Annotated in this window: 11 protein-coding genes; 4 read left to right on the top strand and 7 right to left on the bottom strand. The window is 71.7% G+C overall.

Annotated elements, in window-relative coordinates; genetic code table 11:
• Positions 1–126: 126 nt before the first annotated feature.
• The 4 genes from AB0D93_RS03595 (at position 127) to AB0D93_RS03580 (ending at position 5,002) form a co-directional block, all read left to right on the top strand.
• Positions 127–1,575, top strand: a complete 1,449-nt coding sequence (locus AB0D93_RS03595) for an alkaline phosphatase PhoX (protein ID WP_362112291.1) — start codon at positions 127–129, stop codon at positions 1,573–1,575.
• 342 nt (positions 1,576–1,917) lie between these two features.
• Positions 1,918–3,498: a TROVE domain-containing protein gene (locus AB0D93_RS03590; RefSeq protein ID WP_362112287.1), complete on the top strand. Its 1,581-nt coding sequence runs from the start codon at positions 1,918–1,920 to the stop codon at positions 3,496–3,498.
• An 18-nt stretch (positions 3,499–3,516) separates the two neighbouring features.
• Positions 3,517–4,356: a 2'-5' RNA ligase family protein gene (locus tag AB0D93_RS03585; protein ID WP_362112284.1), complete on the top strand. Its 840-nt coding sequence runs from the start codon at positions 3,517–3,519 to the stop codon at positions 4,354–4,356.
• A 67-nt stretch (positions 4,357–4,423) separates the two neighbouring features.
• The gene (locus AB0D93_RS03580; protein WP_362112281.1) at positions 4,424–5,002 is read left to right on the top strand and encodes a helix-turn-helix domain-containing protein; all 579 of its coding nucleotides are present in this window, start codon (positions 4,424–4,426) and stop codon (positions 5,000–5,002) included.
• A 52-nt stretch (positions 5,003–5,054) separates the two neighbouring features.
• Here AB0D93_RS03580 and AB0D93_RS03575 read toward each other — a convergent pair whose 3' ends face one another.
• From AB0D93_RS03575 to AB0D93_RS03545, 7 genes are all read right to left on the bottom strand, one after another.
• A complete protein-coding gene (locus AB0D93_RS03575) occupies positions 5,055–6,254 on the bottom strand; it encodes a TerD family protein (RefSeq protein ID WP_362112278.1) in 1,200 nt (399 codons plus the stop codon).
• A gap of 111 nt (positions 6,255–6,365) precedes the next feature.
• A complete protein-coding gene (locus AB0D93_RS03570) occupies positions 6,366–7,355 on the bottom strand; it encodes a zinc-dependent alcohol dehydrogenase family protein (RefSeq protein WP_362112275.1) in 990 nt (329 codons plus the stop codon).
• The gene (locus AB0D93_RS03565) at positions 7,352–8,197 is read right to left on the bottom strand and encodes a carbohydrate ABC transporter permease (RefSeq protein ID WP_362112272.1); all 846 of its coding nucleotides are present in this window, start codon (positions 8,195–8,197) and stop codon (positions 7,352–7,354) included. Before AB0D93_RS03565 ends, AB0D93_RS03570 begins: the two co-directional genes overlap by 4 nt.
• Positions 8,194–9,129, bottom strand: a complete 936-nt coding sequence (locus tag AB0D93_RS03560; protein WP_362112268.1) for a sugar ABC transporter permease — start codon at positions 9,127–9,129, stop codon at positions 8,194–8,196. Before AB0D93_RS03560 ends, AB0D93_RS03565 begins: the two co-directional genes overlap by 4 nt.
• The gene (locus AB0D93_RS03555) at positions 9,126–10,493 is read right to left on the bottom strand and encodes a sugar ABC transporter substrate-binding protein (RefSeq protein ID WP_362112264.1); all 1,368 of its coding nucleotides are present in this window, start codon (positions 10,491–10,493) and stop codon (positions 9,126–9,128) included. The genes AB0D93_RS03560 and AB0D93_RS03555 overlap by 4 nt, the downstream gene beginning before the upstream one ends.
• Before the next feature lie 78 nt (positions 10,494–10,571).
• Complete coding sequence (locus tag AB0D93_RS03550) at positions 10,572–11,342, bottom strand: DeoR/GlpR family DNA-binding transcription regulator (RefSeq protein ID WP_362112261.1); 771 nt, start codon at positions 11,340–11,342, stop codon at positions 10,572–10,574.
• A 363-nt stretch (positions 11,343–11,705) separates the two neighbouring features.
• The gene (locus tag AB0D93_RS03545; RefSeq protein ID WP_362112258.1) at positions 11,706–12,515 is read right to left on the bottom strand and encodes an NAD(P)-dependent oxidoreductase; all 810 of its coding nucleotides are present in this window, start codon (positions 12,513–12,515) and stop codon (positions 11,706–11,708) included.
• Positions 12,516–12,610: the final 95 nt, after the last annotated feature.

The following is a 12,610-nucleotide window of genomic DNA, read 5'->3' as shown; positions in this document are numbered from 1 at the left end:
ATTCTTGAAGAAGGGTCTCTGGAGTAGCCCGTCGTTCAACTCCTGTTCAGGGTGTGGCGAGAGCGTGTGCGCCGAACCGAGGTCCGCCACCCTCCACGGCACTCCCACCGTCTCAGGAGACACACCATGTCGCTCACCCGCAGGGACTTCGCCAGGAAATCCGCGGTCACCGGTGCCGGGGTCGCCCTGGCGGGCAGCGTCGGCGCGCTCGCCACCGCGCCCCACGCCCTCGCCGCGACGGACATCGACAGCGGCGAGGCGCGGCCGGCCCACGGTGGCCACCACGGCGTCGGCTACGGCCCGTTGGTCCCCGACCCGAACGGCATCCTCGCCCTGCCCGAGGGCTTCAGCTACGAGATCATCACCTACAGCGGCAGGACCACGCTGGAGTCCGGTGAGTTCACGCCGTCCAACCACGACGGCACCGCCGCCTTCGAGGGCCCCCGCGGCACCACCCTCCTGGTCAACAACCACGAGCTCGCCGGTGCCCGCGCCCAGTGGCCGCACCCGGTCCCGCTCACCGAGGGCCTGGTCTACGACCCGGCGGCGGCCGGCGGCTGCACCGTCGTCGAGGTCCGCCGCGGCGGCGAGGTCGCCGAGTGGGTGGGCATCGCCGGCACCGCCACCAACTGCGCGGGTGGCAGCACCCCGTGGGGCACCTGGCTGACCTGCGAGGAGACCGAGGACAAGGCCGGCAGACACGGCTTCACCAAGGACCACGGCTACGTCTTCGAGGTCGACCCCGAGGACCACCGGGCCAACCGGGACCCCAAGCCGGTCAAGGCCCTCGGCCGCTACGCCCACGAGGCCGTCGTCATCGACCCCAGGCGCGGGCACGCCTACCTCACCGAGGACGCGGCCGGCCCCAACGGCCTGCTCTACCGCTGGACCCCGCCGGAGGGCTTCCGCCACGGCCGCGGCAAGCTGCGCACCCTCGCCGACGACGCCGGAGTGCTGCAGGCCTTCAGGTGCTTCGACTCCGGCGGCAGGTTCGTGGACGACCTGTCCCGCGCCACCAAGGCCGGTACCGTCTACGGCGTCGACTGGGTGGACGTCCCCGACCGCGACGCCCAGCAGGTCTCCACCCGTAAGCAGTTCCAGGACGGCCAGGTCACCCGCGCCCGCAAGCTGGAGGGCATGTGGTGGGGCGACGGCGGCGCCTACATCGTCTCCTCCTACGCCCGCGCCGAGAGCCCCGTCCAGCACGACGGCCAGGTCTGGTTCTACGACCCGGGGCGCCGCACCCTCACCCTGAAGGTGCTCCTCGGCGTGAACCCGGACCCGGCCGAGGACGGCGCCTTCGACGGCCCGGACAACATTACCGTCTCCCCCTACGGCGGCCTGGTCGTCGCCGAGGACGGCGAGGGCGTCCAGCACCTGTTCGGCGCCACCGAGAGCGGCCGCACCTATCCGATCGCCCGCAACGAACTGAACATCGGCACCGAAGCGGAGCCGGAGTACAGCGAGTTCACCGGCGTCACCTTCTCGCCCGACGGCCGGACCCTGTTCGCCAACATCCAGACGCCCGGCATCATGCTCGCCATCACGGGGCCGTGGAAGCGGCAGAAGCGGTAGTTAATTCGTTCGCACCCCCAACGCCGCGCCTCCTACAGTGAGATCACGACAGCACGCACCTCCCGGTGCGAGGGCAGCGGTTACTTCCCTTTCCTGGAATGAAACAACAACCGCAGCCGACCTGATCTCGGGAGGCGCAGCTCATGGTGGGTGCCCGGTGCGCAGGCAGCGGTTACTTCATTGGATCGGACGGTTGCGGGTTCGAGTCCCGTCATCGACTTCGGGTCGGTGTAGCTCAATCGGCAGAGCATCTGGAAAAAGTCCGCCGCCGACCCTGATCTCGGGCACCCTCCATTTGCTGCGCCTCCCTCCGAAACAGCAGGGGATTCGGGGGAATTCACCATGGCGCGATTCAACACGCGTACCGTCAAGACGCAGACGGTCTCGGCCGTCACCACGACCGGTCGTACCCTGCGGACCCATGAGGGCGGCCGGGGCCGGGAGCGCGACGCGCGTTCGGAGCTCTTCCTGCTGGCGGTGTCCCACTTCCTGGGGAACACGTTCTACGAGAACGCCCGCGACCGCGACGACCGGTTCACGGGGCTCGTGCGCGACCTCGCCGTCAGCGACCCGGTCTGGACGGCCGGTCTGCTCGGCTGGCTGCGCGGTGAGGGCCACATGCGGACCGCCTCGCTCGTCGGCGCCGCCGAGTACGTCCACGCGCGTCTGACGGCGGGGGCGGCCGACGGCCCGTCGAACCGGCAGGTCGTGGACCGGGTGCTGCAGCGCCCGGACGAGCCCGGTGAGCTGCTCGCGTACTGGACGTCGACGTACGGCCGCGCCGTGCCCAAGCCCGTCAAGCGCGGGGTCGCCGACGCCGTACGACGGCTGTACCACGCCAAGTCGCTGCTGAAGTACGACACCGCGGCCAAGGGCTACCGCTTCGGCGACATCCTCAACCTCGTGCACGCCTCCCCGGACCCGGCCAAGCCCTGGCAGGGCGAGCTGTTCCGGTACGCGCTCGACCGCCGGCACCACCCGGACACCGCCGTGCCGCCCGCGTCCCTGCCCATGCTCACCGCGCACCGCGAGCTGATGGCGCTGCCGGTGCGGGAGCGGCGGGCGGTCGTCACCGCGCCCGGCGGTGCCGAGCGGCTCGCGGCGGCCGGCCTCACCTGGGAGGCGCTGGCCGGCTGGCTCCAGGGCCCGATGGACAAGGCGGCCTGGGAGGCCGTGATCCCGTCCATGGGCGCGATGGCGCTGGTCCGCAATCTGCGCAACTTCGACGAGGCCGGGGTCTGCGACGAGGTGGCGGCCCGGGTCGCGGCGAGGATCAGCGACCCGGAGCAGGTGGCGCGCTCGCGGCAGTTCCCCTTCCGCTACCTCGCCGCCCACCGGCACGCGCCGTCGCTGCGCTGGGCCTACCCGCTGGAGCAGGCGCTCGGCCACTCGCTGGCCAACGTGCCCGCGCTGCCGGGCCGGACGCTGGTCCTGGTCGACCGGTCGGGCTCGATGTTCTGGGCGCCGTCGCGCGACCGCTCCGAGCTCACCCGGGCCGACGCGGCGGCGATCTTCGGCACCGCCCTCGCGCTGCGGGCGGCCGACGCCGACCTGGTCCAGTTCGGTTCCACGAGCCATAAGGTGACGTTCCGCAAGGGCGAGTCGGTGCTGAGGGTCCTGGAGCGCTTCCGCGACCTGGGCGGCACCGACACCACCGACGCGGTGCGCCGGCACTACGAGCAGCACGACCGGGTGCTGATCGTCACCGACGAGCAGTACGCCCCGAACCGGCACGGCGGCCCCACCGAGCTGATCCCGGCCCACGTACCCGTCTACACCTGGAACCTGGAGGGCTACCGGGCGGGCCACGGACCGTCGGGCACGGGGAACCGGCACACCTTCGGCGGTCTGTCGGACGCGGCCTTCCGGATGGTGTCCCTGCTGGAGGCGGTCGGCGACAGCCGCTGGCCCTGGCAGGCCTGAGCGGCGTCCGGCCTGAGCGTGGCCCGCACGCCCACCGGGGGTGCGGGCCACACCCTTGCCCGGCCGCAGACCGACATCCCCGACGAGTCCACCCTGGAGGCGATGCGGCCGGCCGCACGGGCCGAGCGCATGGCCGGCGCTCAACGCGCCTGCAGTGCCCTGTTCCAGACGGCCTTGCGCCAGGAGCGCGCCCGGCCGGGGCGGGGCCATGATGAAAGGGTGCTCCCCACACCGGCGTCCGGCCCGGCCGGCGTCCCCGGCCGCCTCGAGTCGGCTCCCACGCCCCGGTCCGCCGTGGCGTGGTTGCCCCCGGCCGGGCTGTGGCCCGCCATCCAGCGCATCCGCGTCGAGCACGACCCGCAGATCCGCCGCTGGCCGCCCCATGTGAACCTCCTCTTCGGCTTCGTACCGGAGGAGGACTTCCCGGTGGCGCTCCCGCTGCTGGCCGCCGCGGCGACGGAGTGCGAGCCCTTCGGCGTCCGGCTCGCCGGGGTCCGCACCTTCCGCCACCGCTCCTACGCCACCGTTTGGCTCGACCCCGCGGCAGCCGGTCTCGCGCCGTGGACGGAGCTCCGGCGCGCGCTGGCGGAGCCCTTCCCGTACTGCACGGACCGCTTTCCGCGCTTCACCCCGCACCTCTCGCTCGGGCGCACCCGCGCCCCTCGGGAACTCGCGGCCGAGTGCGCCGCCCGGCTCGGCACACTGCACGCGCGCGTGACCGAGATCGCCCTGCTGTCCCGCCGCGGTGACGGCCCCATGCGGGTGCGCGCCCTGATCGGCCTGGGGACCGGCGCGGTACGCCGCCCCCGCGGACCCGGTCCGGCGGCCGACGGGTACGGGCCACCCGAGGGGCCCTGACCGGGCGCCCGGCACGAAGCGGCCGATAGGATTCGGAGGGAATCCCCGGTTTGCGAGGAGTATCTGGATGCCGCAGGTCAGACCCATGCGCGCGGACGCTCGGCGCAACTACGAGCGGTTGCTGCAGGTGGCGGCCGAGGCCTTCGCCGAGCACGGGGAGAACGCGTCGCTGGACGACATCGCCAAGCGCGCCGGCGTCGGCTCCGGCACCCTCTACCGGCACTTCCCGACCCGGCAGGACCTGCTTCAGGCCGCGTACGTGGACCGGATCGAGGCCATGGCGGCCCGGGCCGACGCGCTGGCCGCTCAACTGCCGCCGGGCGAGGCGCTGCTGGAGTGGCTGGGCGAGGTGGGCGTCGGGGCGATCCAGGTGCGCGGGATGAAGGCGCTCCTGGGCTCGGCCGTCACCGACGGCAGTTCCCTCGCGGGCACGGCCTGCGGCACCGCCGTGCAGGACGCGGCGCGGCGGCTGGTGGAGGCGGCGCAGCGGGAGGGCAGCCTGCGCACGGACATCGAGCCGATCGAGGTCCTGCGCCTCGCGCACGGCGTGGCGTCGGCGTCGGAACTGGCGGACGTGCAGGGGCGGCAGATCCGCCGCTATCTGTCGCTGCTGACGGAGGGGCTCCGGCCGGGCGGGCGGGCCTGAGCACCGGGCGCCCCCTGGACCGACGGGGGCGCCGACCGTGTCGTGCGGGTGCCTACAGGGCCCTCGCCCCCGGTTCCACCATGTTCCGCACCGTCCGGGCCTTCACGAAGTCGCCCAGCGCCGTCATGTCCCACTCGCCGGAGTACTGGCGGACGAGCTTGGCCATCACCACGCCGGTCTGGGGCTCGGCATGGGTGAGGTCGAAGCGGACCAGTTCCTCGCCGGTGGTGGCGTCCAGCAGGCGGCAGTAGGCCTTGGCGACGTCCGTGAACTTCTGGCCGGAGAACGAGTTGACCGTGAAGACCAGGCCGGTGACCTCCTGGGAGAGGCGGCCCAGGTCGACCGTGATCACCTCGTCGTCGCCCGCCCCCTCCCCGGTGAGGTTGTCCCCGGAGTGTCTGATCGCGCCGTTCAGGATCGTCAGCTTGCCGAAGTAGCAGCTGTCGATGTGGTTGCGCTGCGGGCCGTAGGCGATGACGGAGGCGTCCAGGTCGATGTCCGCGCTGTGGAACGCGGGCTCCCAGCCGAGGCCCATCCGGACCTGGGAGAGCAGCGGACGGCCGCCCTTCATCAGGGACACCGTCTGGTGCTTCCGCAGGCTGACCCGGCCCTTGTCCAGGTTGATCTTCCCGGCGCCGGGGGCCGGGGCCGGTGGCGCCGGGGGAGCGGACACCGGCGGGGCGGGCGGGGTGACCGGGGTCTGCGTGGCCGGCGCCGGCGGTGCCGCCGGCTGCTCGGGCGCCGCGGGGGCCGCCGCCGGCTCCTCCACCGTCACCCCGAAGTCCGTGGCGATGCCGGCCAGCCCCTCGGCGTACCCCTGGCCGACCGCGCGGGCCTTCCAGGCGCCGCCCCGGCGGTAGATCTCCATGACGACCAGTGCCGTCTCCGTGCCGAGCCGGGGCGGGGTGAACGTGGCCAGCACGGTGCCGCCGTCCGCGTCGCGGACCGTGGCCGTCGGCTCGATGCCCTGGAAGGTCTGGCCGGCGGCGTCCGGGCTGGCCGTGACCACGATCTTCTCGATGTCCGGCGGGACGGCGGCGGTGTCGACCGTGATCGCGTCGGGGGCCGTCCCGCCGCCGGAGGCGTGGTTCACGCCCGGGCCCGTCGGCTGGTTGTAGAAGATGAAGTCGTCGTCCGAGCGCACCTTGCCGTCGGCGGTGAGCAGCAGGCCCGACACGTCGAGCCGCACCGGGGCGGCGACGTCCACCGTCACGCGCACGGCGGAGAGAGGGATGTTCGAGCCAGGGGTCATAGCTGTCATGCCCGGTGAACGAGCGACACCGCTTTACCGTTCCCTTACCCGGCCCCCAATTGGCTCAGGGCCCCGGCCCTCAGATCGGTCAGGGCCCGGCCCCGAGACGGCTCAGGGCACCACCACGATCTTCCGCCCCACCCCGGCGGCGAACTGCTCCAGCGCCTGCGGGTACCGCTCCAGCGGGATCCGGTCGCTGATGAACACCTGCGGATCCAGCACCCCGTTCGCGAACAGTTCGGCCGCCCGCTCGAAGCTGTGCAGCACCGCCATCGAGCCGGTGATCGTGATCTCCTGGTTGTAGATCCGGTACGGGTCGATCGTCACCCGGGTCGCGTAGTCGGCCACACCGAACTGCAGGAACGTGCCCGCCTTCGCCACCCGGTCCAGGCCGTCCTGGATCGCCGCCGCGTTGCCGGTGGCGTCCACGACCACGTCCCAGCCCTGCGGCCGGTCCAGCTCGTCCGCGCTCGCCGCCGAGCCCGACACGCCCAGCCGGTGGGCCGTCTCCAGGCGGGCGGGGTTGATGTCGACCATGTCCACACGCGCGGCGCCGGTCCGCTTGGCCAGCTCCAGCATCATCAGCCCCATGGTCCCCGAACCGTAGATCAGGACGTGGGCGCCCAGACGGGAGGAGAGGACGTCGTAGCCGCGTACCGCGCAGGACAGCGGCTCCACCAGGGCCGCGTCCTCGGTGCGCACGTGCTCCGGCAGCTTCACGCAGTTGGCGACGGGGGCGACCGCGTACTGGGCCGCCCCGCCCGCCGTCGTCACACCGATCGCGCCCCACCGCTCGCACATGTTGTTGTGGCCGTCGCGGCAGTAGCGGCACTCGTAGCAGTACAGGGAGGGGTCCACGGCCACCCGCTCGCCGATCGCGACCTCGGTGACCTGCCTGCCGACGCCGACCACCTCGCCCGCGAACTCGTGCCCCGGGACGATCGGCAGCTTGGGCGCGAACTCGCCCTGGAGGATGTGCAGATCCGTGCCGCACAGGCCGCAGGCGGCCACCTCGACGACGACCTCGCGGGGTCCCGGCGTCGGGTCCGGGACCTCGGCGACGACGGCGCGGCCCACGGACTCGATGACGGCGGCCTTCATTTCACGGCTCCCAACGACAGGCCCTGGACCAGCTTGTCCTGGGCGGCGAACCCCGCGGCGAGCACCGGCAGGGAGACGACGAGCGACGCGGCGCACACCTTGGCCAGGAACAGGCCCTGGCTGGTGATGAAGCCGGTCAGGAAGACGGGGGCGGTCTCGGCGACCACGCCCGTGAGGACCCGGGCGAACAGCAGTTCGTTCCAGCTGAAGATGAAGCAGATCAGGGCCGTGGCGGCGATGCCGGGCAGGGCGATCGGGGCGACCACGCGGGTGAGGACCGTCGGCAGGCGGGCGCCGTCGATCTGCGCCGCCTCGATCACCGCCACCGGGACCTCGGCGAGGAACGACTGCATCATCCACACCGCGATCGGCAGGTTCATGGAGGTGTAGAGGATGACCAGGTACCAGATGTTGTCCAGCATCCCGGTGTTCTTCGCGAACAGGTAGATCGGCAGCAGGCCGGCCACGACCGGCAGCATCTTCGTGGACAGGAAGAAGAACAGGACGTCCGTCCACTTCCTCACCCGGCGGATCGACAGCGCGTACGCCGCGGGCAGGGCGAGGAGCAGCACGAAGGCCGTCGAGAACACCGACGCGACCGCCGAGTTGATCAGCGCCGGCCAGGGGCTCGCGCCGCCGCCCGCTCCGAAGAACTCGCGGTAGCCGTCCAGGGTCAGCGACGCCGCGAAGGACGGCGGGTTGGTCGCCGCGTCCGCCTCGGAGTGGAAGGACGTCAGCGCCATCCAGGCGATGGGCAGGAAGAAGACGATGCCGACCAGCCAGGCCAGCAGGCCGATGCTCAGGGCCCGGTGCTTCTTGAGGGCCACGGCGATGCCGCTCATGCGCGGGACACCTCCTCGCGGAACAGGGACGACACCACGCGCAGGGCGAAGGTCGCGATGACGATCGAGCCGATGACGACCAGGACGCCGGCGGCCGACGCGAGGCCGTTCTCATGGGCCTGGTAGAAGGTCTGGTAGACGGTGTAGGGCAGGTTGGCGGTGCCCAGGCCGCCGGACGTGATGGTGAAGACCGCGTCGAAGTTCTGGACGATGTAGATCGAGCCCAGCAGGGCGCCGAGTTCGAGGTAGCGGCGCAGGTGCGGCAGTGTCAGATGGCGGAAGATCTGCCATTCGTTCGCGCCGTCCACCCGCGCGGCCTCGATCTGTTCGGGGTCCCGGCTCTGCAGACCGGCGAGCAGGATCAGCATCATGAACGGGGTCCACTGCCACACCAGGGCGGCCTCGACCGCCAGCAGCGGTGTGTTGGAGATCCAGTCGGGCTGGGGCCCGCCGACGGTGTGCAACAGGCCGTTGAGCAAGCCGTATTCGGGGTTGAAGAGGACGTGCTTCCACAGCAGGGCCGCGGCCACCGGGACCACCAGGAACGGGGCGATCAGCAGGGTGCGCACGACACCCCGGCCGGGGAACCTGTGGTCCAGCAGCAGCGCCAGTGCCAGACCGATGACCAGGCTGGCGAGCACCACCGTCACCGTGAGCAGCACGGTCGTCCACACGGCGTGGCGCAGGTCCGGATCGGTCAGCACCTCGCGGTAGTTGTCGACCCCCGCGAAGTGGCGGGCCCTCGGGTAGAGGGAGTTCCAGTGGAAGAAGGAGATCACCAGCGTGGCCACGAAGGGCAGCTGGGTCACGATGATCATGAAGACCAGGGCGGGCATGAGGGGAGCCCGGGTGGCCCAGGCGCGCAGGCGGGCGGAGGGCTGCCGCGTGGCGCGTACCGGTGTCGCTCCGTGGGGGGCGGTTGCCGCGGTCATCGTCCCTCGTACTCCTTGGAGATCTTCTCGGCGAGCGCTTGCGACTTCTGCAGGGCCGAGTCGACGGACTGGCGCCCGGCGATGGCCGAACTGATCTCCTGGGAGACCTTGGTGCCGAGGTCGGTGAACTCGGGGATGTCGACGAACTGGATGCCGGGCGCGGGGCGCGCCTGTACGCCGGGGTCATCGGGCCGGGCGCTCTCGATGGCCTGCTTGGTCATGTCCTGGAAGGCGGCGGCCGTCCTGCGGTAGTCGGCGTTCGTGTACGTCGAGGCCCGCTTGCCCGCCGGGACGTTCGACCAGCCGCTGGTCCTGCCGACCAGCTGCTCGTACTCCTTGCTGGACGCCCAGGAGACGAACTTCCAGGCCTTGTCGGGGTTGCGGGAGGCCTTCTGGATGCCCCAGGCCCAGGTGTAGAGCCAGCCGGAGGAGGGGGTCTTCTCGACCGGGGCGGGGGCGTAGCCGAGCTTGCCCTTGACCGGGGAGCCCTTCGCCTCCAGCAGGCCGGCCGCGGACGTGGCGTCGTACCACATGCCGACCTTGCCCTGGGTCATGTCGTTGAGGCACTCGGCGAAGCCGGACTGGGCGGCGCCGGACTCGCCGTGCCTGCGCACCAGGTCGACATAGAACTTCGTCGCCTTCTCGAACTCGGGGGAGTCGAGGTGTGCCTTCCAGTGCTTGTCGAACCAGGTGCCGCCGAAGGTGTTCACCACCGTGGTCAGCGGCGCGATCATCTCGCCCCAGCCGGGCAGGCCGCGCAGGCAGATGCCCTTCATGCCGGGCTCGGCGCCGTCCACCTGCGCGGCGAGGCCGGCGACCTGCTGCCACGTGGGGTGGGCCGGCATGGTCAGGCCCTTCGCCGCGAACACGTCCTTGCGGTACATCAGGAAGGACGACTCGCCGTAGAAGGGCTGACCGTAGAGCTTGCCGTCGGCGGCGGTCAGGGACTGGCGCATGGGCGCCAGGACGTCCCGCTCGTCGTACGCGGGGTCCTTGGCGACGTAGGGGTTCATCGCGCGCAGCCAGCCGTTGCGGGCGTAGATCGGTATCTCGTAGTTGGAGAGGGTGGCGACGTCGTACTGGCCCGCCTGGTTGGCGAAGTCCTGGCTGATCTTGTCGCGGACGTCGTTCTCGGGCAGGACCGTGAAGTTGACCTTGATCCCGGTCTCCGCGGTGAAGCGGGGGGCGAGCTTCTGCAGCTCGGTCATCTGGGGGTTGTTGACCATCAGGACGTTGATGGAGTCGCCGCCGGAACCGGTCCCGCCCGCGCCGACCCAGCAGCCGGAGAGCAGCGGGGCGAGCAGCGTCCCTGCGGCGGCCATGGCGAGCGGTACTCGCGGCCTCCGCCGGCTCTGGGTTCGCATGGATCACTCCTGGGCTTATGTGAACATAGTGGACATTCTGCCGCTGTGGGTGCCCGACGGGGCGGATGAGCCGACGGGTCAGACCCGGATGACCTGCGGGCCCAGCAGGGAGTACCGGTGGGCTTCGGGGGCCGGGAGCAGGGTGCTCGTGACGATCGCCTCCAGCGCGCCGACCTCGGCGAACCGGCAGAAGCTGACCGCGCCGAACTTGGTGTGTACGCCCGCGAAGACGGTGCGGCGCGCGGCCCGCATGGCCTGTGCCTTGACCTCGCTGACCGCCGGGTCGGGCGTGGTCAGGCCGTGCTCGCGGGAGATGCCGTTGGCACCGATGTAGGCGAGGTCGAGGACGAAGCCGGCGAGCATCTTCGTCGTCCAGTGGTCGACGGTGGCCAGCGTGCCGGACCTGACACGCCCGCCGAGGAGCAGGACCGACATGTTCTGGGCCTCCGCCAGGGCGCCCGCGACCGGCAGGGACGCGGTGACCACGGTCAGCGGCCGGTCGGCCGGCAGGGCCTCGGCGATGAGCTGCGGGGTGAAGCCCTCGTCCACGAAGACCGTCTCCGCGTCCCCGAGCAGCTCGGCCGCGGCGGCCGCGATCCTGCGCTTCTCGGGCACGTGACTGGTGGCGCGGAAGGCGAGCGTCGTCTCGAAGCCCGCGCTCTCCACCGGGTAGGCGCCGCCGTGGGTGCGGCGGACCAGACCGTGGTCCTCCAGGGCGCGCAGATCGCGCCGGATGGTCTCCTTGGCCACGCCCAGCTCCGCGGCGAGCGCGGTGACGTCGACCGAGCCGGTCGCGCGCGCGGCCTGCACGATCTCGCGCTGACGCTCCTCCGCCGTCCTCGTGCTCATGCCGTCACCCACCTTCCGCGGACCTGCCCGTTCGGGCCCCGGGAAAAGTTCTACAGGGGGCGTGCGGAGCTGACCAGGCCTGTTGGGGGCCCGATACTGCCCGTGTGTGCCCGTTTGCGGGGCGGGGTGTCCGGCGTGGACCTGCGGGGGTGCGCGGGCGGGAGTGGGATCGGGCGCCCCGGATGCCCGAACGTGGCGGCGCACGGGCCCGTTCGGTGCCCGAATGAGCGCGTGGTTGATCGTTTTCCGGCGCCCGGTCCGCCGGAAAGCACTCCGAGGCGTTCGGAAAGCGCACCAAGGTGTTCGGAAAGCGCTCCGAGGCTTTCCGGAAGTGCCCGAAGAGATGCCCGCGGGCGTGGCGGGTCAGTACGGCCAGATCGGCGGGTCGTTCACGAAGTGGCCGCCGAGGTGGCTGTGCGCCGGGTTCTCCGGGTCCAGCTCGCCCTGCTCGGCGATCAGCTTCTCGGCGTACGGTTCGGAGTCGTCCCGGGGCTCGTAGCCGAGCGCCCGCGCGGTGCTCAGGTCCCACCACAGGCGCGTGTTGGCCGAGGAGCCGTAGACGACGGTGTGGCCGACGTTCTCGGCGGTCAGGGCCGCGTGGAAGAGGCGGGCGCCGTCGGCCGGGCTCATCCACACCGAGAGCATGCGCACGCTGGTGGGTTCCGGGAAGCAGGAGCCGATGCGCACCGACACGGTCTCCAGGCCGTGCTTGTCCCAGTACAGCTGGGCGAGATCCTCGCCGAAGGACTTCGACAGGCCGTAGAAGGTGTCCGGGCGGCGCGGGGTGCCGACCGGGATCGGCGGCTCACCCGCGCGCGGGGCCGGGGTGAAGCCGACGGCGTGGTTGGAGGAGGCGAAGACGATCCGGGGCACACCCTCCTGGCGGGCGGCCTCGTAGAGGTTGTAGGTGCCCTCGATGTTCGACCTCAGGATCTTCTCGAAGGGGGCCTCCAGGGAGATGCCCGCGAGGTGCAGCACCGCGTCCACGCCCCGCACCGCCTCGCGCAGGGCCTCCGTGTCGCCGAGGTCGGCGGTGATCGCGTCGGGCGCGCCCTCGACGGGACGTACGTCGAACAGGCGCAGGGTGTAGCCGTACTCCGGCAGCAGGGACCGCATCAGGGTGCCGAGCCCGCCGGCGGCGCCGGTGAGCAGAACGGTGCGGGGAGCGGGCATCCTTGGGTCTCCTTGACGTCAGCGACCGCATGCATGGACAAGGTTCATATGCATGGACAAGCTAGGGAGCGGTGATCCGCCTCGTCAAGTGTGCC

It is taken from the genome of Streptomyces sp. NPDC048191 (assembly GCF_040652655.1).
Classification (GTDB): domain Bacteria; phylum Actinomycetota; class Actinomycetes; order Streptomycetales; family Streptomycetaceae; genus Streptomyces.
Note: the sequence above shows the minus strand (reverse complement) of the source record. Positions and strands in the feature narration are given on the sequence as shown.

What these genes read in the sequence shown, in the direction of transcription:
- AB0D93_RS03595 (WP_362112291.1), top strand. Translation starts at nt 127, where the DNA reads ATGTCGCTCACCCGCAGGGACTTCGCCAGGAAATCCGCGGTCACCGGT.
- AB0D93_RS03590 (WP_362112287.1), top strand. Translation starts at nt 1,918, where the DNA reads ATGGCGCGATTCAACACGCGTACCGTCAAGACGCAGACGGTCTCGGCC.
- AB0D93_RS03580 (WP_362112281.1), top strand. Translation starts at nt 4,424, where the DNA reads ATGCCGCAGGTCAGACCCATGCGCGCGGACGCTCGGCGCAACTACGAG.
- AB0D93_RS03575 (WP_362112278.1), bottom strand. Translation starts at nt 6,254, where the DNA reads ATGACCCCTGGCTCGAACATCCCTCTCTCCGCCGTGCGCGTGACGGTG.
- AB0D93_RS03570 (WP_362112275.1), bottom strand. Translation starts at nt 7,355, where the DNA reads ATGAAGGCCGCCGTCATCGAGTCCGTGGGCCGCGCCGTCGTCGCCGAG.
- AB0D93_RS03565 (WP_362112272.1), bottom strand. Translation starts at nt 8,197, where the DNA reads ATGAGCGGCATCGCCGTGGCCCTCAAGAAGCACCGGGCCCTGAGCATC.
- AB0D93_RS03560 (WP_362112268.1), bottom strand. Translation starts at nt 9,129, where the DNA reads ATGACCGCGGCAACCGCCCCCCACGGAGCGACACCGGTACGCGCCACG.
- AB0D93_RS03555 (WP_362112264.1), bottom strand. Translation starts at nt 10,493, where the DNA reads ATGCGAACCCAGAGCCGGCGGAGGCCGCGAGTACCGCTCGCCATGGCC.
- AB0D93_RS03550 (WP_362112261.1), bottom strand. Translation starts at nt 11,342, where the DNA reads ATGAGCACGAGGACGGCGGAGGAGCGTCAGCGCGAGATCGTGCAGGCC.
- AB0D93_RS03545 (WP_362112258.1), bottom strand. Translation starts at nt 12,515, where the DNA reads ATGCCCGCTCCCCGCACCGTTCTGCTCACCGGCGCCGCCGGCGGGCTC.